The 18,736-nt window shown below is 59.7% G+C and carries 19 protein-coding genes; 8 read left to right on the forward strand and 11 right to left on the reverse strand.

Annotated elements, in window-relative coordinates:
- The first annotated feature begins 10 nt into the window (after positions 1-10).
- The 4 genes from KU306_RS18410 to KU306_RS18425 all read left to right on the forward strand — a co-directional run bounded on the left by KU306_RS18410 (position 11) and on the right by KU306_RS18425 (position 4,237).
- Complete coding sequence (locus tag KU306_RS18410) at positions 11-1,450, forward strand: PAS domain-containing sensor histidine kinase (protein ID WP_258303699.1); 1,440 nt, start codon at positions 11-13, stop codon at positions 1,448-1,450.
- A 349-nt stretch (positions 1,451-1,799) separates the two neighbouring features.
- Positions 1,800-2,417 (forward strand): class I SAM-dependent methyltransferase, encoded by a 618-nt coding sequence (locus KU306_RS18415; RefSeq protein ID WP_007541403.1) that lies wholly within the window; start codon positions 1,800-1,802, stop codon positions 2,415-2,417.
- A gap of 66 nt (positions 2,418-2,483) precedes the next feature.
- Positions 2,484-3,140: a helix-turn-helix domain-containing protein gene (locus tag KU306_RS18420; RefSeq protein WP_258303700.1), complete on the forward strand. Its 657-nt coding sequence runs from the start codon at positions 2,484-2,486 to the stop codon at positions 3,138-3,140.
- Between the two features lie 203 nt (positions 3,141-3,343).
- Positions 3,344-4,237 (forward strand): alpha/beta fold hydrolase, encoded by an 894-nt coding sequence (locus KU306_RS18425; RefSeq protein ID WP_007541405.1) that lies wholly within the window; start codon positions 3,344-3,346, stop codon positions 4,235-4,237.
- 183 nt (positions 4,238-4,420) lie between these two features.
- On the opposite strand, the gene KU306_RS18430 is transcribed toward KU306_RS18425, so the two are convergent.
- The 11 genes from KU306_RS18430 to KU306_RS18480 all read right to left on the reverse strand — a co-directional run bounded on the left by KU306_RS18430 (position 4,421) and on the right by KU306_RS18480 (position 16,883).
- Positions 4,421-5,272, reverse strand: a complete 852-nt coding sequence (locus tag KU306_RS18430) for a DUF7260 family protein (RefSeq protein ID WP_258303701.1) — start codon at positions 5,270-5,272, stop codon at positions 4,421-4,423.
- Between the two features lie 72 nt (positions 5,273-5,344).
- On the reverse strand, positions 5,345-6,319 hold the full coding sequence (locus KU306_RS18435; RefSeq protein WP_258303702.1) for an ABC transporter permease: 975 nt from the start codon (positions 6,317-6,319) through the stop codon (positions 5,345-5,347).
- Entirely contained in the window at positions 6,316-7,314 is a 999-nt protein-coding gene (locus KU306_RS18440) for an ABC transporter ATP-binding protein (RefSeq protein ID WP_007541408.1), read from the reverse strand. Before KU306_RS18440 ends, KU306_RS18435 begins: the two co-directional genes overlap by 4 nt.
- Positions 7,301-8,686, reverse strand: coding sequence for a nitrous oxide reductase family maturation protein NosD (gene nosD / locus KU306_RS18445; protein ID WP_258303703.1), 1,386 nt, complete (start codon positions 8,684-8,686; stop codon positions 7,301-7,303). Before nosD ends, KU306_RS18440 begins: the two co-directional genes overlap by 14 nt.
- A gap of 13 nt (positions 8,687-8,699) precedes the next feature.
- Positions 8,700-9,452, reverse strand: a complete 753-nt coding sequence (locus KU306_RS18450) for a hypothetical protein (protein WP_258303704.1) — start codon at positions 9,450-9,452, stop codon at positions 8,700-8,702.
- A 3-nt stretch (positions 9,453-9,455) separates the two neighbouring features.
- The gene (gene nosZ, locus KU306_RS18455; RefSeq protein ID WP_258303705.1) at positions 9,456-11,468 is read right to left on the reverse strand and encodes a TAT-dependent nitrous-oxide reductase; all 2,013 of its coding nucleotides are present in this window, start codon (positions 11,466-11,468) and stop codon (positions 9,456-9,458) included.
- Complete coding sequence (locus KU306_RS18460; RefSeq protein ID WP_049918661.1) at positions 11,469-11,990, reverse strand: plastocyanin/azurin family copper-binding protein; 522 nt, start codon at positions 11,988-11,990, stop codon at positions 11,469-11,471.
- A 268-nt stretch (positions 11,991-12,258) separates the two neighbouring features.
- The gene (locus tag KU306_RS18465) at positions 12,259-13,452 is read right to left on the reverse strand and encodes an ABC transporter substrate-binding protein (protein WP_258303706.1); all 1,194 of its coding nucleotides are present in this window, start codon (positions 13,450-13,452) and stop codon (positions 12,259-12,261) included.
- A gap of 159 nt (positions 13,453-13,611) precedes the next feature.
- Complete coding sequence (locus KU306_RS18470; protein ID WP_258303707.1) at positions 13,612-14,538, reverse strand: FAD-dependent oxidoreductase; 927 nt, start codon at positions 14,536-14,538, stop codon at positions 13,612-13,614.
- 1,499 nt (positions 14,539-16,037) lie between these two features.
- Positions 16,038-16,562 (reverse strand): PIN domain-containing protein, encoded by a 525-nt coding sequence (locus KU306_RS18475; RefSeq protein WP_258303708.1) that lies wholly within the window; start codon positions 16,560-16,562, stop codon positions 16,038-16,040.
- Positions 16,563-16,883, reverse strand: coding sequence for a hypothetical protein (locus tag KU306_RS18480; RefSeq protein WP_258303709.1), 321 nt, complete (start codon positions 16,881-16,883; stop codon positions 16,563-16,565).
- 706 nt (positions 16,884-17,589) lie between these two features.
- On the opposite strand from KU306_RS18480, the gene KU306_RS18485 reads away from it, so the two are divergent.
- From KU306_RS18485 to KU306_RS18500, 4 genes are all read left to right on the forward strand, one after another.
- Entirely contained in the window at positions 17,590-17,772 is a 183-nt protein-coding gene (locus KU306_RS18485) for a hypothetical protein (RefSeq protein ID WP_258303710.1), read from the forward strand.
- Positions 17,769-18,050 carry a DUF7521 family protein gene (locus KU306_RS18490; RefSeq protein ID WP_007541420.1) on the forward strand — a complete coding sequence of 94 codons (282 nt, stop codon included), beginning with the start codon at positions 17,769-17,771 and terminating at the stop codon, positions 18,048-18,050. Before KU306_RS18485 ends, KU306_RS18490 begins: the two co-directional genes overlap by 4 nt.
- Positions 18,051-18,126: 76 nt before the next feature.
- Positions 18,127-18,354 carry a DUF2249 domain-containing protein gene (locus tag KU306_RS18495; protein WP_258303711.1) on the forward strand — a complete coding sequence of 76 codons (228 nt, stop codon included), beginning with the start codon at positions 18,127-18,129 and terminating at the stop codon, positions 18,352-18,354.
- A gap of 75 nt (positions 18,355-18,429) precedes the next feature.
- Positions 18,430-18,663 (forward strand): DUF2249 domain-containing protein, encoded by a 234-nt coding sequence (locus tag KU306_RS18500; RefSeq protein ID WP_258303712.1) that lies wholly within the window; start codon positions 18,430-18,432, stop codon positions 18,661-18,663.
- Positions 18,664-18,736: the final 73 nt, after the last annotated feature.

Below are 18,736 nucleotides of genomic sequence, written 5' to 3' on the forward strand. Positions count from 1 at the left end.
ATACCCGATTATGGTGGAACGTCACGGCCGCGGACTTGTAAGAAAACTGGGTGGTAGCCTCACGACGTTCGAAGAGGCTGTCGAGTCTGCGACCGTTGCGATATACTTCACCGGACCCGACGGAACGATATCGTACGTGAACCCGGCGTTCGAGGTTTTCACGGGCTACTGTGCCGACGAAGCAATCGGGGAGACACCCGCCATTCTCGATTCGGGCGAACACGACGAGGAGTTTTTCGAAGACCTCTGGGAGACGATTCTCGATGGTCGTGTCTGGGAGGGCGAGATACACAACCGCCGAAAAGACGGGTCGACGTACGTCGCGGACCAAACTATCGCACCCATCGTCAGAGACGGCGAGATATCGGGATTCGCCGCGATTCAAGTCGACATCACCGACCGGAAACAGGACAACCTCGAACTTCGGACGTTCGAGCAGGCGGTCGAATACGCCGGCCACTCTCTCATCGTCACCGATACGCAGGGACGAATCGAGTACGTGAACCCGGCGTTCGAGGAGATTACCGGCTACTCCCGCGAGGAAGCGATTGGTTCCACACCGGCAATTCTGAACTCGGGCGAACACGACGACGAGTTCTATCGCCGACTCTGGGAGACGATTCTCTCGGGAGAGGTCTGGCACGCCGAACTCGTCAACGAGCGCCGCGACGGCGAGCGATTCATCGTCGACCAGACTATCGCACCGATTCTCGACGACGAGGGCGACATCGAGCGGTTCGTCGCGGTCAACCGCGACATCACCGACCGAAAGGAGATAGAGCGGAAGTTGCTGAACCAGCGTGACGACCTCGAAATTCTCAACCAGGTCGTTCGTCACGACATCCGCAACGACCTGCAACTCGTCGTCGCCTACGCCGAGATGCTGGAGGACCACGTCGACGACGCCGGACAGCCCTTCCTCGACAAGGTCCGAACGAGTGCGGACAACGCGGTGGAGCTCACGAAGACCGCGCGCGTCTTGTCGGACGTGATGCTCCAGACCGACGCGGAGCGAACCGCCGTCTCGCTTCCCGGTGCTCTCGAATCCAAGGTCCGAGAAGTCGGCTCGGCACACGACCACGCGACCGTGTCGGTCACTGGTTCGGTGCCCGACGTGGACGTGTGGGCCGACGAGTTGCTGGAGTCGGTCTTCAGAAACCTCCTTCGGAACGCCGTCCAGCACAACGACAAGGACGAACCTGTCGTTACAGTCTCGGTGACGACTCACGACGACAGCGTCAGCATCCGCGTTCGGGACAACGGCCCCGGAATCCCGGACAGTCGCAAGGACGAAATCTTCGGAAAAGGTGAGAAGGGAATCGACAGCCCCGGAACGGGACTCGGATTGTACCTCGTCGGGACGCTCGTCGACCGGTATGGCGGTTCCGTGGACGTCTTCGACGCCGACCCGGAGGGAAGTATCTTCCAAGTCGAACTCGAACGCGTGTGACACCTGTTCGGCAGTATCTCCCGTCGACTCAGACCACCGCGGTGGTTTTTATCTCGACGGCCCCAACTTCGACGTGAGAACGACAGATGAGCGTCCAAGGACTCTGTCACCACTGCGAGTCGGCACTGGCCGAATACCGGTGCCAACGCTGCGGTGCGCAGGTTTGTTCGACACATTTCGAGCGACGCGCAGGCCTCTGTACCACGTGCGAAGGCGAGGGTGGGGGTTCGAGCGTTCGTAAGTGACGCGGGCGCTCGTAAGTGACGCGGGCGTTCGTAAGTGACGCGGGCGTTCGTAGTCCCACACCGACTCCGCGGAGCCTTTAGACCCTGCCCTCGTTCTCCCCCGTATGGACCCCGAAGAAAACCATCGCGGCTGGGCGACTCGCTCTGGTCAGTTTTCGCCCGCCTACTACGCCCAAATCGGGGCGAACGAGGTGAGCGAGACGCTCGCTTCCGTCTTCGACCACTACGTCGGCAGCAACGCGTCGGTTCTCGAACTCGGCTGTAGCTCTGGCCGTCACCTCGCGCACCTTCGGTCACACGGCTACGAGAACCTGACCGGCATCGACCTCAACGACGAGTCCTTCGAGGTCATGGCCGAGTACTTCCCGGAACTCGCCGAGACGGGCACGTTCCACACCAGTTCGCTCGAAGACTTCGTCGTCGACGTTCCGGACGACCACTTCGACGTTATCTACACCGTCGAGACCCTCCAACACGTCCATCCCGACGACGAGTGGGTCTTCGAGGAACTGACGCGAATCACGTCTGACTTACTCATCACCGCAGAGAACGAAGGGAACGGCCCCAAGCGTGGTCGCGAAGGCGCGGAAGTGAGCTACGTCAACGACGACTTCCCGCTGTATCACCGAAACTGGAAGCAGGTCTTTTCGAACCTCGGCCTCGCACAACTCCTTGAGGAACGCGGAAAACGTGATACTGTGCGTGTGTTCCGAGTGGTGTGAGAGTCCCCTCCGGTCACAAACTGTAGGACAAATACGATTTTATCTCGTCGCACTCCAAGCCGTTGTATGCGATATCTCACAGCTCTCGTCGAACCAAACGGACGGAGTGCATTCCATCCGCTTGGTGCGCAACTGTCTGCTGACCCTTCTATCGAGCGGCGGGCCATCCACCACGTCGAGCTTCTTGCCGACGACACTGTGTTGCTGTTTGCCGAGGCGAGCGGGAGTCAAGAACGATATGCGGAAATCATGGAGGACTCCCCGCACGTTCGTGATTTCATCGTCTCCGGTGACGACCACTGGATGGCCGTGAGTCTGTTTGACCCGTCACCGATGACTCGACAGACGCTCGAACTCCAGCGAGAGTCACACCTGGTCATCGACACGCCGATTCACTTCACGTCCGATGGTGCGATTAAAATCACGTGTTTAGGCACCGACGAAATATTCAAACGGCTGTCTGAGCACATGGTCGCGTCCGAGTCAATCACCTTTGAACTGCTCGAAATGGGCGATTACGAGCCTGACGAATCGTCGTTCAGCAGAATGTTCACGTCTCGACAGGAGGAAGTGTTAGAGACTGCAGTCGAACTCGGGTATTATAGCGTCCCTCGGCAAGCGACGCTCGAAGACATCGGCGAGGTCTTCGGAATCGCTCCGACCACGGCGGGCGAGCACCTCCGAAAAATCGAAGCACGTGTGTTCAGCGAAATCGTTCGCTGAGCTCTCTTCGAGCACTTGTTCAACTCAACTCAATCCAATCCAACCCGACCCAACGTGGCCAGACCGAATTCCGGGCTTAAAAGTGACCGTCTGACTGCGGCAGTAGCCGTATCCTCCCGTGCCGGGAAGTCTCTTCCAACCAGCTTTCCACTCATGTGTGTGGCACACCGACTGACTCTAGGTGTCGTTTCGAGCGTCCACTGATGACAGAGACAACAGCGTATCCGGCTACTGATGCATCGTTGCTCGCCGATGACCGCGTCGAGTCGACCTATCGCACGGTAAACGGGGTCCGGTTACACGTCGTGACCGCCGGCGACCCCGATGCTCCGCTGGTCGTCCTCCTGCACGGCCATCCCGATTTCTGGTACGGCTGGCGCGACCAACTCATCTCGTTCGTCGAAGCCGGTTTCCGTGTTCTCGTCCCGGACCAGCGAGGGTGTAACCTCAGTGAAGCACCCGACGGCATCGACGCCTATCGACTCTCGGAGTTGTCTACTGACGTTTGCGAATTGATACACAGCGAGGGTCGCGAGTCCGCACACGTTGTCGGCCACGACTTCGGCGCGTTCGTCGCGTGGAACGTCGCCCTTCGCCAGCCGTCTATCGTCGACCGACTCGGAATCTTGAACGTCCCCCACCCGACCGTGTTCGCGGAGACTATCCGGTCCAGTCCGCGCCAGCTTGCTCGAAGCTGGTACGTCTGGTTCTACCAGCTCCCGAAGCTCCCCGAATGGATACTTAGCCGCAACGACGCGGCCAACATGGTGAGCGCGCTCGAAAAAACGTCAAACCCCGGGACGTTTGACGACGAAACGATTCGTCGCTACCGGGCAGCGTGGCAGCACACTGGCATCAAGCCACGAATAAATTGGTATCGAGGGTTTCGTCGCTCGGAGAGGCCATCGCGGGACACCGTCGTCCAGCCAACACTGATTTGCTGGGGAGAAGATGATATCGCGCTCCGTCCGTCGATGGCCAAAGAGAGCCTCGACTACTGCGAAGACGGCACGCTTCGCCTGTTCCCTGATGCGTCACACTGGGTGCATCTCGAACGGGAGGCCGTAACTGAGGCGCTGCTCTCGCATCTCTCGTAGTACAGACTTGCCACATCGTCGAGTACTGATTTCGTTTTAGGCTGACAGTGGTCTCCGCTATCCTCGCCAGACGAGCGACGAAACGCGTCTATCACTGTTTCCCCACCGAGTGCTACCCTCGGTACCCTCTAACATTTGTATCGCCACATGAGGTTCATCGACTCTCGCATCCGAGTTCGTCCGCTACACCCGCCGAGTCAGGTGGTCGCGGACGGCACGCTGCCGCTCGGCGTACTGCTGGTCCAGTCGTGCTATCGTCGAGAGCACCGGGTAGTTTGCCGCACCGTCGCTATACAGATACTCCACGAGGTTGCTGTACGACACTCGAGCGTTCGAACAGCAAGCCGCAGTTCCGTGGATAGTTCGCTGGCGGTTGCGGCTCACTCGCTCACATCGCTCTCGCGCCACAGTCAAGCGGTCGTGAGCGGACTGTAACTCCTCGAAAGACCAGTAGAGAAGAGGCGGGTCTCGGGTTGGGTCCTCGAATTCGACGACCGCTTCGATATCGTCGAGTGCCGTCCGCAGTGACTCACGCTCGGCACGAAGCGCCTTCTCCATCGTCTGCAATTCGTCTAACCGGGTCGTCGCCGCCGTGAGAACGGCCGCCTGCAACGCGGGAGAATCGGTCGTCCCACTCGACGGCGAGAGCGCGACGGCAATCTCCTCACCAAGTTCCGCTTGGATGGTGGTGAGAAGTGATTCCTCCGAGTCGACGTCGGCGACGCTGTGCGGTCGAATCGTCTCCGCGAAGGTACGACAGACTTGCTGACACAGGTCTGGCCCCGTCCCCGACTGGGCCACTCGATGAACCATCGTGCCCGTCGCGGCCGTCGTGGCGTGTTCGGAACCACCTGCTTCGGAGGCGTGTGCGGCACCGACTGTCTGGCCGGACTGCGGTGAGAGCGCGCGGACACGCACGCAGAACTCGTCGACTGCCGCGGACTTGTTCGTCACGTGCGTCTCTTCGTCCGCAACGCGGTCGAGTGCCTCGTAGATAGTCTGTGAACAGTTCATCTGCGTCTCCTTGGGAGGCATCTCGCTACGAGCGGTCGAGATAGTCGGCGAGCCACTCGCTCGTCGCGTCTGTGGGGTCTCGCTGACCCACGGCTAGAGGCTCCGTCGTCGAATCAGTCTGGTTGCGATTCCGATGGGTACGACGACCCACGCCAGCGCGCCCGCGAGGAGCACCGGTGTCGAGAGGTTCGTCTCGGTGACGACAGCCGCCAGGCCGCTGCCGACCGAGTCGATGCCGGAGAGCACGAACACGCGGAAGATGTCCAGCGGGTTCGCGAGGACGAGTCCCGACAGGGCCACGTTGGGGAGGTCGAACGCGGCGACCATCCCGAGCGCGGCGAGGTCGTAGCCGAAGACCAGCCAGACCCACACGAGGAGCGCGATGCCGAGCGCGTGGGTCTTCTCCGCGGCGACTGTCGACACGAGGACGCCGAGTGCGAGGAACGCGAGTCCGAGACAGACCGCGCCGACGAGCACTGTCGCGTACAACTGCCACGGAACGGCATCGGTCCGGAAGAACAACGCGACGCCCCCGAATCCGAATCCGACGCTCGTCGCGGCCGCGAGCGTGGCTGCGCGCCCTGCGAACGTCCCGAGGACGACGCGGGACCGCGAGACGGGAAGCGCGAACACCATGTCCAGCCAGCCGCGGTCTTCCGCACCGACGATTGCGTCGTAGCCGTAGACTAGGGCCGCGAGCGGCACCAGATACGTCGACAGCGACGCGAGGCTGACGACGACTGCCTCGACGCGGACTGGTCCCGGGCCCGCCCCGCCGAACACGACGACGAGGAGCGAGAGCAGGCCGAACAGCGCGGTCAGTGCGACCGTCCAGCGATTCCGCAGCGAGAGTCGATACTCTAACTGGGCGAGTGCGAGCACCTGTCCACTGGGTGTGCTCGGAGTTTGCCGAGATTCCGACGTGGTTGCGTTCGACGTCGCTGTCGTCGCTTCCGACGCTGTCGTTGCCTGCGACGCGTTTGCCGACGCCTCGCGGCCTGTGACGACACCGCCGTCGGCTTCAGCCTCGTCGGGTGGGGTTGTCGTGGACTCAGTTTCTTCAGTCATGCACTCTCACCGGCCGTGAGCGACCCTGGTTGCTCGGCACCGACACGCCGCTCGCTTGGCTGTGTGTCGTCCTCGGACTCCGGCAGCGTCTCCTCGAATATTCGTTCGAGACCGGGTTCGCGGACGTCGTAGCCGTCGATTTGAACGGCCTCGGTGAGTTCAGTCAAGAGCTGTGGCACGTCGTCCGGGTGGCAATCGAAGACGACGCTGTGCCCGTCGGTCGAATTCTCTGACTGTGCCGAACCGGCAGCCGAGACGACCGAATTGACGTCATCTACCGAGGCATCCTCGCCCAGTCGGACACGAACGCGAACGTCGTCTGTCACCCGCCGCCGCAACTCGTCGATAGCGCCACTCGCGCGGAGTTGTCCCTCGTGAAGGATAGCAACCTTCTCGCAGAGTGTCTCTATCTCCGAGAGAACGTGCGAGGTGATGACGACCGTGAGGTCGGATTTGGCGTCGAGGCGCTCGACGACGCGATGGAACGCGGCGACCCCCCGCGGGTCGAGACCGGCGGTTGGCTCGTCGAGCAGGAGAATCCGCGGCCGCGAGAGGAGCGCAGCAGCTAACGCGAGGCGTCTGGTCATCCCGTTCGAGTAGCCACCGACGCGGCGGTCGGCGGCGTCCGAGAGGCCGACGACACCGAGGACGGCGTCGATTCGGGTCTCGGCGTTTGAGAGGTCGTGCATCCGCGCGTGGAACGACAGGACCTCTCTCCCGGTCAGTGCTGGCGGGAAGCCAGCGTGCTCGGGGAGGTAGCCGACGATACTGCGCAGTTCTGGCCCCGACGACGACACGTCGGTTCCGGCGACGGACACAGTCCCGCCGTCCGGCCGAATGTGGCCGACGAGAAGCTTGAACAGCGTCGACTTCCCGGCACCGTTCGTCCCGAGGAGACCGAACGTCGCCCCCGACTCGATTGCGAGCGAGAGGCCGTCCAGTGCTGTCACGTCTCCATACTCCTTCGTCACGCCGCTGACCTCAATCGCGTTCATAATATCGTCTCCAGCGTTCGTGTGGTGGCTCTGTGAGCGGATGGTGGTCGACGATGCCGGGCACGTCGATAACCGGGAACGAACTCTCGGCGAGTCTGAGCGCGTCGAACGCCGGGCTCGACGCGAAGACGGCCGCTTGCGGATGGTCGTAGACCAGTCTTTCCACGAGTCCCGCAGGCCGGTGTCTGATGTCGTTGACGCCGTCGGAGTCAACGTCGGACTCGCGTGCGTCGGACCAGTAGTTCCCGAGTTCGCTCCCGTTCCACGCCATGCGCTCGCCGACGAGGGCACGAACTGGCTCGTCGTTGTTGATGAAGCTGTTCTCCGAGACGTTCGGGCTCGTACTCCCGGCGGTGAAGTAGGCCCCGACCCGGTTTTCGAGGACGAGGTTCCCGGTCAGCGTGTTGTTGACCGAGTTGAAGACGTACAGGCCGTTTCCGTTGGCGACGACTTCGTTGCCCTCGACCACCGAGTGGTCGATTCGCTTCAAGAGGATGCCGTGCCCGCTCGTACCGCTGTTGTTGACCGCGGTGTTGTCCACCACTCGAATCCGTTCTGAGAGCATCACGGCGTAACCGGCGTCGTTGTCGAACGCGACGTTGTCGACCAGCGTGCAGTCGTCGGAGTACATGTAGTGGACGCCGTAGCGAAGGTCCCACATCGTGTTGTTGCGGGCGGTGACGCCTGACGCCCACGAGTAGTAAATACCGTCGCGCGCGTCCGTAATGCGGTTGTCGACGAGCGTTACGTCGTCGGCTTTCCAGACCTGAATCCCGTTGCCACGGTACGACCGCGGTTCGACGGACTCGCGGCCGACGATGGTCGTGTTCTCGATAGTCGCGCCCGCGACGCCGTTGAGCCAGATGCCGAACGTCGACGCGGTCACGCGACTGTCGATAATCGTCGTATTCGTTCCGTTGACCCAGATTCCGGCGTCGTTCTCGGACGTGTCGAAGCCGGAGTTGTGAACCCACACGCGCCGGAGCGTGATGTCCGCCGCGTCGAGCGTGAGTACGTCCCCGCTGCCGTTCCCGTCGATTCGAGCGACTGCTCCGGGTTCGCTGGCGAGCGTGACGTTCGGTGTGTCCACGACGACGTGTTCGTCGAATTCCCCGCGGAGTCGAATTCGGTCTCCTGGTGCTGCCGCATCGACGGCGGCCTGAAGCGACGGGTACGTGTCGCCGCCGACCGTGGCACGACCCGACTGGGTCGGCGCGTCGAACGCGTACTCGTTCGGGACCGGGGCGTCGAAGGCGATGTCTCGCTGCTGTTGTGCGCCCGGTGCGGCGGTGCCGACAGCGACACCGACGACCGAGGCGACGAGCACGACGCTCGCGACGGCCGCGAACAATCGACTCACGGTTGGGTTCATAGCCTTGCGTCCTCTATTTCGATGTCGCGTGTTGGTCGCTGTCCGGTACTGTGCTGTCGTCCTGTGACGGTCCGCGAGACGTCCCGAAGCGCTCTCGAAGCCCGGACACGAGCGTCGCGGGCGTGGCGGCGGTGTCGCGGTAGTAGTACGCGACGACGAGGAGGCCGATGGCGACCATCGCGAGATACGCCCCGGCTCCGAATCGGGAGTAGCTGGTGATATTTGCGACCTCGTATTTTCCCCACAGCGGCGGCGTGAAGGGGTCGACGCCGATGACTGGCGCGTCCGGGTCGAGACTGTGACCGGTCTGGTAGAGCCGGTACTGGATGTCGGCTACCATCACAGTGAACACCGCAATCGACCCGACGAGTTGGTACGTCAGTCCTCGCTTGAGTTTCTCGACGGTCGGCGCGATTGCGACGAATGCCCCCGAACCGGCCACCGCGATGAACGCGAGCGGTCCGAGAGACCACTCGGGGACGTCGACTGCGGCCGCCTTCGGTTCGTAATTCGGCTGCCAGTACACGGGGTCCGGGTAGTAGAACCCGATGTACTTGTTGAGACGGGCCATCTCGACGTAGTCGCCGCTGATGTGCGGGTACGCATAGAGGTCGAGGTGGAGTATCTCGTTGGGGTACTGTGCGGCGTGGACCTCGATAGACCACATCGGCAGCAGCAGGGCACCGACCAATAAGAGCGCCGCTAGCGCCGGTAACCCCCGGCGCAGTTGGGTGAACTCGTCGAGACTCGGTGGGCGGTTGGTCATTGGCTACTCTCTGGGTTCGACAATCATCCGCGAGCGCATTTCGAGGTGCAGTGCGCTGCAGAAGTACGTACAGTAGACCCAGTACACACCCGGTTTGTCGGCCGTGAACGTGGCCTGCCGGGTGTCCTGCGGCGCGAGCGCGAGGTGGACGTTGTGCTCGGGGATGGCGATACCGTGGACGATGTCCTGACTGCCTTCGACGTTCGTGGCAGTGAGCGTGACCTCGTCGCCCTGTTTGACCGTGAAGTCGCGGAGGCCGTACTCGCTGCGCTTGACCGAGGTGTACACCTCGACGGTCTCGTCGTCGATGCGCTCGACGCGTGAATTGCTTTCTTTGACGTACTCTTTTTCACCTTCGTAGTCCGCGGCGTCCCACGTCTTCGCCGGACTAATCTTGTCCTTCGAGGCGAAGATGGCGTCGTGCGGTTCGGGGTACACCGGGTGGTCGGAGACGAGTTCCATCCCGCCCGTCTCGTTGTCTTTGTCGTTGCCGATGTAGAGGAGTTGGTCGTTGTCCGGGTAGATTGGACCGACCGGCAGGAACCGGTCTTTCGAGAGTTTGTTGAGGACGACCAGCCAGTCGCCGGTCGGTTCGGTCGACATCGCCTGTATGGCCTGAATGTGACCGGGGTTGTAGTGGACGTCTATCTTGCCGAGGATGGCGTCTTCGGACTTCTTCGGCGAGTTGACGGCCGTCTCGATGTCCCACTTGACGACCTGCGAGTCGATGAAAAGCGAGGTGTACGCGTGACCCCGCCCGTCGTAGGTCGTGTGGAGCGGTCCGAGACCCAGCTTCGGCTGGCCGACGATGGTGTCTTTGGGGTCCGAAGCCGAGCCGAGCTTTTCGATGTCGATGATGGACACCGTCGGCGAGAGCTTTCCGGCGACCATCGCGTACTTCCCGTTCGGTTCGACCTCGACACAGTGCGGTGACTTGGGCGTCGGGATGTAGCGGACGATGGGGTTGTCGCCCTTGTTGAGCGAACTCGACTTCGTCCCGTCGACGACGGGAACTCCGTTTACTTCCTTGTAGTTGCCCGCGTCGACCGCCTTCTGAATCGCCGGCACGTCGAACGCCTTGACGAAGTCGCGGTCGTTCTTCGTCATCTCCTCGATTTCGACGCCCTCTTCGTCGTTGTAGGCGCTGGCGATGGCCCACCGACCGTCTTTGTCGGTGTCGAGAATGTCGAGGTTACCGTCGACTTCGACCTGCCAGAGCACCTCCATCGACTCGGGGTCGAGCGCGGTGAACAGCGAGACGTACTTGTCCGGGTTGTTGATGTCGCGTCCGTCGTTCGGCAGCGGCGTCCGGAACTCGCTGTTGGCGAAGACGTACTCGGTGTCGGGACTCTGGATACAGCACCCGTGGACGGACTGGACGTTCGGGACGTTGGTGATGGCGTCCGTCTCGAAGTACGTCAGATTGACGCGGGCGACGCGGCCGTGGGCCTTGTCGTTGACGTACAGGTACTCGCCGTCGTACTTTCCGTCGGTCTCGGAGAGGCTCGGGTGGTGGGAGTCGCCCCACGTGTAGTCGCCCGCCTCTTCGAGCATGTCGCTCGTCTTCTTGTCGAACCCGTAGCCTTTCGCCTGCTCGGGATTGAAGACCGGAATCCGGGTAAGTTCGCGCATCGACGGGAGGCCGTAGATGCGGATGTCGCCGGAGTGACCGCCGGACCAGAACCCGTAGTATTCGTCGTGTTCTCCCGGCGGGACGATGTGACTCGGCACGTCGCCGGAACTGGAGTGCGGCGTGTTCTCGCTGCCGCTGTTGGTACTTCCTGCCAGGCTGGTACACCCGGCGAGCGAACCCATCACCCCGGCTGCTGCGCCCGCTTTCATGAAGTCACGTCGGTTGAGTCCCAGCGTCGGGAGTTCGAGCGACACGTCGGATTCGTCGGCCGGCGTCTCGTCGATATCTTCGAGGACCGCGTTCAGTTGCGCCTCGTACTCCGAAATCGTGTCAGTGTGCGTCTCGTCGGTTGCGCCGTCCGTGTCTGCAGAATCGTGTGTCATTTAGACCACCTTGACCGTCCCGACCATCCCGTTCATCTCGTGGGGGATGCAGTAGTACTCGTAGGTGCCCTTCGTCTCGAAGGTGTGTTCGTAGGTCTCTCCGGCTTCGAGGTTGCCCTCCTCGGGATAGGCGTCTATCGCGGCCTGTTCGGAGTCGAACCCGCCGGTCGCGAAGTACGTCGCCCCGTCCGGTATCTTGTCCTCGTAGGCTGTCACCGAGTGCCCGATAGAACTCGTGTTGTCGAAGGTGACCGTCGTGCCGACGGGGACTTCGATGACCTTGGGGTCGAATCCGAGGTTCTCGGTCATGCCGACGGTGTCGGTCTGGGCAGCACCACTGCTTTCGCCGCCGCCACCGCTCGATTCTTCTGTCGTTTCAGTTCCGCCTGAGCCGCTTTCTGTGCTGGACTCTCCATCACTCGATGCCTGCGACGAGCAGCCTGCAAGCGCGAGTGTGGTCGCTGCGAAACCTGTCGCCCCGATACGCTGCAACACGGTCCGCCGAGTATGCTTTTGAGCCATCGTACAGATGGGCCTTTGCCGATGTGAGGTATGTATTAGAAACCCGCTTCCTAACCCTCTGGAGCGGCTTGAACATGTTCGGATTGCACGGCCGTGTCTGTATTTTGAGTGATGTATCGGTGGGTGTACTTTGGTAACTCCAGACTACTGTGGTCGTGACTTGGTCGCTACTCCACCAAGCTGGACTACAAATAAATGATAGAGAAAACAGGCCTTAGCGTCCTTTTCCTGGGACTGTCGGTATCGAACTTTTCAGCCCGCCACTGAATCAGAGATTACCATTGATTATCTCCACGACCCGCTGTCGGTCGAATAGCTGCTCCTCCTCAGGAACGTCGTAGATCGAACCCGGCCACTCACCGTACTCCTCGGGATACAGTTGCTTTGCGAGTGCCTCCGTCGAGAACAGGTCGATAATCGGCCCCATGTACTGTCCACCAGTTCTGACGAAGTTTCCGTTCTGTACGGCACTCAGTTTACTCAGCGTCTCGTGGTTCTGGGCTGCCTTGATTGTCTTCTGGAACTGCGCGTCGTCGATGTACGAGAGGTACCCAATCGTCCCAATGTAGTCGGGGTCGACTTCGAGGAGCTTCTCGTAGCCGATTGGCTTGAACGGGACGTACTCTTCGCCCTCGAAGGCGTTACCGACGCCGAGCATTCGGAAACTCCGCGTGTCGTTCCGGGCCGCATCGATGTTCGCAGCGAAGAACTTCCCGGACTCTGGCTTGAAGCCGAAGTTGAACGCGGCGACGGTCGGCGCGTCGTCCCCCGAGACGGGAACGCGAGATTTGATATCGGCGTAGAACGACTCCTTGAGGTCGACCCATGCCTCGTACTGGGCTTGGCGCTGGAAGATTTGTGCAGTTTTTTCGAATGCTTCGTAGAGTGTGTAGTGGGGTTCGCGTCCGCCGAACGGGAACCGGATTAGCGACCCGAGGATTGGACCGATTCTCGATTCGATTTCTTCGAGGTCCTTGTCTTCCCATCCCGAGTACTTCTTCAACATACGCGGGTCCATGAGGTGCACGTCGGCATCCACGTCGTAGAACACCTCCTTGTCGTACTTTGATTCGGCTGATTCACCGAGTGATCGGACGGCGTCGGCGTCGAACTCGACACCTGGGAGCGCATCGTAGTATTTCAGCGGAAGGCGGTCGAAGGCGGCAACGGCTGTCGGCTGGATGCCGAACCCCATTGCGATGTCCATCCACGCTCCGGGGATGCTCGCGTACGTTTCGGGAACGTCCTCGAATGTGTGGTTTCCAGCAGGTTTGACCGTCACATCGTACGGCGTCTGTTCGTCGGTCGTCTGTGGAGTCGTCGTGTCGTTCGCCTCTGTTGAAGCCGCATCGGGACTCTCACTGATACACCCGGCGAGTAGACCTCCCCCGAGGATAGCACTGCCGCCCTTGAGTGTCTCTCTCCGGGTCGGAATTTCGTGAACGTTGGTCTTGGCATCCATATTTTTAGGCCAGCCTAAAACAGTATAAATGTTTCCCTCTCACCGTAGAATGGTCATGAGACGACCACCGAGAGGCTAATCCACTCGGGATATCTGCGTATTACTGGCGACTACTCCGAGACACTATCTCAGGTGCTGCCTCGGCGTTTGCCGCGGACGCTACTCACTGTCTTTCCTCCTTTGCTCTACGTGTTCGTCCACGTACTCTAGCAATCGGTTGTCGTCGATGACTTCGAGGAGGAACTTCTCATCGAGCTGGGCCGCGAGCCGTCGGTGAGCACGTTCTCGTCTGCGCTCGATTTCCGATGCTTCGAGGTGAGCGGACTTCACGAACTCGATTTCCTGCTCCCGGACGTGTTCGAGCCGCTCCTGTTTGATATCGTGGTCGTTAGGGAGTCTGTGGTCGGCGAATCGCTGTTGCCAAACCTCCTCGTCGTCCCAGTCGTAGTTGAGACTTGCGCGACGCCGCATCCAGTCGTAGTGAGGTGCGGCCTCCTCCCAGTAGCCTTCGTCACGGCGGATGTTCGCGACCAGCTCACGTCCGACGGCCATTCCATGTCCTGCAGCGATGAGTACCTGCTCACCGTACCCAGCCAGCGCACCAGCAACGTACAGCCCCTCGATAGGTGTCCGGCCATCGGCGTCAGCGTATTCGCGGTCGAACTCTTCGTGTACTTCGCCGTGGTGCTCGTGGGTGTCGAACATCTTCTCGTCACTGTCGAGTCCGCGGAGGTACTCACCATCGTAGGTTGTCGCCGCCACAACTCGCGGAGCCTGCACGGACTGTCCATCTTGGGTTCGGACGCGGAAGCTACCGTCATCCGTTCGGGTAACGGACTCGACCATATCAGAAACCATCTCACACCCCACGTCGGCGACGTGGGCATGCATGAGTTCGTAGAACGTCTGGATGTCGATACCCGCAGGGAACCCTAAGTAATTCTCCAAGAAAGCACACCTGCGCAGCGACGAGTTACCCCGGTCGAAGATTACGACGTTGAGCCCGTACCGTGCTGTACATATCCCCACAGCACAGCCAGCAGGGCCACCACCAACGACGACGACGTCATAGTTGGATTTCGACATTTAGATACTGCCGTTTGACCGGGAAAATACACTGTCTCTCGCAAACGCTGTGCACGCAGTGTCGTGGTTGGACATTGCCTTTAGGCTAGCCTAAAACAGCATTAATGATTCGGTTCATGCCAACTCGACGCTAGTCTAGTGGGAGAGGCGTGAAAAAATAGGATTCACCGGAGTCAATGACGAAGAGTGAGAGAGACAGTCGAGAACCTAGCAGTTCGATACTGGCTTCGCAAAGACCCCGATTGACTCGTCTGTTCGGATTGCGAATGTGAGTAGCATACAACTGAGGTCCGTTTTGTCTTGATACGATTCCAACTCGCCTACTGAGGTTTCCACAGTTTCAATCTGGCTTACTGCAAGCTTGATTTCGTAGTCTCTCGGCTCGTTCATCCACGGTGCTTCGATAGTCGTGATTCCACCATTGCTCCCGTCCGACTGTGGGACTGTCCCTTCGTCTTCGAACACTTGCTCCCCAGCAGCGACAACCGAAATTTCGTACTCGTATGCTTCCGCTTTGAAATTCACAATGTCTATCGACTGTAGCGTTGGAACGCCCGGGGATAACAGATTTCTATCGGTGGTACAGCCACAAACCGGTGCAAGTGCGGAGACTGAAAACCACCGTAAGAGTTCTCGTCGGTTGACCATCACTATTGTGTTGGTGATATTACAGTATGTTTGGCTCTGTTGAAAATCTCTGGGTTGACTGGATTGGCGTGACACAGACAGAGGGTGAGTTCAGCAGGAACTCATTCGGGATTGCCCCAAAGAATTTACACATTCACGATTGGTGGATATTATGGCTCGCCGCTTCAGTAGCGCCCTCTTATTGACCGTATTCGGAGCTGCAGGTGGACTCATTTCAGTGGTTGCCGCGACTCAAATTGGGGACAGCCCACCTGAACGACTCGCAATCGGTCTTGCACTTATCCTCAGCGGTGTGTTACTACTGCTGGGTCTCGTGCGGGTGTACGGACACGAGATGGGTGCCAAACGGACGGCGACTTTACCTGCAAAAATCCTTCTCGTCATTGGTCTCTGTACTGCCATCGGTGGCATCGTTGTGTTCGAGCCATGGCGCGCTGACGTTTCTCAGGGGTTTCGAATGATTATCACTGTCATGTGGGTTTCCGTCGGAAGTGGCCTCGCTGTCGCCGGAAGACGCTGGGAACACCGACGAGAATCGCGATATCCACTTGCTGTTCTACTGACCGGCCAACTACTGAGTCTGTTCTACGTGGGGTTTGAATCGGTAGATAGTGTCCTCCCACCAATTCCCACCCCTGCCTTGCTTCTGCTCGGAGCGATTGCTGGCATCCCGGTTATCTGGGTGCTGTACCACCAACGAGCAACTGACACCTGGTGAATGGGTCTCAGTAATAGACGGCCACACTGTCTCGAAGGAATTGGGCCAACTGACTTTGGACGACGATTCCAATCGACTTGCACCCTCTGTTCAGTCCGTTCGCGATAAGCTATCTAATATCGGTCAGAGAGGCTCAATTCCCCTCTCGTTGCTGTTGCAGTGTTGCTTTTGCGCGTGCGACGTAGGAATTTGCAGACCAACTCCGGGCATCGCTCATCTCCCCGAGTAACTTCTCCGCAGAATCGGGAGAGAGCACGCCGTTCCGCACGAGGGCAGTGAGTAGGATCGGCGTCGTGACGAGGCGAGTGTCAACGAGTGATGCATGGATCACTGCGAGCCGGTTGAACTCGTCGCAGAGGAGTTGAACCGCGTTTACTTCGTTCGCCAACGTGACTGCTGCATTCTCGCCATCGTCCAGTGGAAATGTTTCGTCCAATTCGACAGGACGGACATCGAACGCGTTCTTACGGTCAAGCACAACTTGTGCTGCCTCTCCAGAAGCATCGTCGTAAGATGCTATTTCAGCCAATTCTTCGAGAACTTGCTTGGGGAGCAGGAGTTTGTGTGACTCAAGAAGTATGTCGAGTGGGTTTGTCGTGGCGTCCGCAGCGGTTCCCAAACTAACGAGAGCGGACGTATCAGCGACGATGCGCACCATCTATGTATCGGTCAACTCTTCCGCCACGTCGTCAACGAATGCCTCGTTCAACTGCTGTTTCAGGAGCCGGAAATTTGCGGCCTCCTCGTGACCGACGAGAGACTTTAATTCTTCAAAGGTAATGGCGTCGTCGTAGTACGCTTCTGCGACCTCCTGCTTCACTTCGTCGGAGTGTGCTGCGTCCCGAAGATACTCGCGGAGGGCTGAGATGAGAATGTCCGTCCGGTCTGTCTCGAACACCGCTGCGAGGGTGTCAGCCCGATCCACCAGCCCCCTCGGTGCTCGGAACTGCACTCGCTTCTTCTCCGATTCGGAACTCATGTGTGTACATTGTGAGTGCGGTGGTAAAATACTTGTCTCGCACAGTCGTCTGACCGTGTTTAATTCACCAAACCGCTTTGACCGACTTGCGCCCTCTATGCAGCACGGCCACAGAAACCTCACCAAATGCTGTCAGAACCGGCGTGACACAGACAGAGGGTGAGTCTGTCAAAAAAGAATATGAACTGACGATTTCAATTGAAGGACATGAGTGACAGTTCTCAATTGAACAACATGAGTGATAGTGTGTTTGACTTCGGTCTTCTCCTCGTTGTATTCGGGGGGTTTCTAATGCTTGGTCGAGACCTATTCGCGGCGGATTCAAACGCATTTGGTCAAATTGGGCTCCTTATTATGATTCTCGGAGTAATCGTCGGTTTACTTGGGCTCGCTGGTGATCTGCCTTCATAAACGAGGAGGTGTGAAGTATAGAGAACTCTGCAAGATACGCGCCCTCTATTCAGCACGGCCTCAACAACCTATCAGCGATTGGAATTTTCAACAGAGCCGAATACCTCTATTCACCTCATAGTTTCTCTTCGGGGGCTTGCAACACCTCACCCGTCGCTCACCGGCTGTTTTCCCGCCGAGAGAACTGTTCCGAACATCTTCGGGAGAGTGCATAGTGCTTCGTCGGAACTCAACGAAGACGAGAGACGTGACGCCCGCAACCGCCGGTGGAACGTCGGGAAAGCGGACCAGAACCATGACACCAGCTCTACAACCGAAACAGGGCGGTACAGGTGAACAGCAACCGAGAATCAGCGTCGGCGTGGCGGTTCCCGGCCCGGACCCCAACCTCGACCCGGCCCCCGTCCTCGCCCCCGCCCCCGACACCGCGAGACCGAGACAGACACGCGACCGCCGCATGACCTCGAACGGACGATGAACGGACTCACCGCTCTCGTCGTCGGGATGAAGACGGCGACGCTCCTGTTCGGTGGTCTCGTGACGCTCGTGACCTTCCGTGCTTACAGACACCGACAGACGCACGCGCTTCGGTCGTTGTGTGTCGGCTTCGCGCTCATCACCCTCGGTTCGTTGGTCGCGGGCATCGTCCACCAACTCACGCCGCTTTCGTACGACTATGCCCTCGTCGCCGAGAGTTCGCTCACCGTCGGCGGATTCGCGGTCATCGCGCACTCGTTGTACACCGACAACACCTGACCCCGCGAAAACCACTCCGAACATCATCGGGACAACGGACAGTTATCTTGCTTGCGATGTGTGTACTATGAGTAAGATGGACCCGGACCACACCGGAGAAACCCTCGACGCCCGAGAAATCGACGGGGAGCCGTTCAGCGACATCATGAGTGCACTCGACGGGTTGGGAGGTGAGGAGTCTGTCCTGCTCGTCAATAGTTTCGAACCCGTGCCGCTCTACGACGTGCTCGACGCCCGCGGGTTCGACTACGAGACGTTGCAGGTCGCCGCCGACGAGTGGCACGTCACAATCACGCCGCAGTGACTCGCACGCGAATCACCGCTTTCTGAACATATTCGGGGCAATACCCTCACGGTCTGGGCCGAAACGAACGAGCGCATGACAGAGACGAAACTCGACGTTCGCGAGATTCCGCCCGCGAAACGACACCCGAAGATTCACGAGGCGTTCGACGACCTCGAAAGCGGGGACATGCTCGTCATCGTCAACGACCACGAGCCGAAACCGCTGTTCTACGAGATGCAAGCCGAAGTACCGGCGTTCGACGCCGACAACTACGCGACCGAGCGGCGCGGCCCGACCGAGTTCGTCGCGAAGTTCCCGAAGAAGTAGTCGTCGGCAGCGGGTCGTCTGTCCAGTAGCAGTCAGGCAGTAGCAGCCACTCCCTGTCGTCTCCATTCGACAC

The sequence above is a fragment of the Haloferax larsenii genome (genome assembly GCF_024730625.1).
Taxonomy (GTDB): Archaea; Halobacteriota; Halobacteria; order Halobacteriales; family Haloferacaceae; genus Haloferax; species Haloferax larsenii.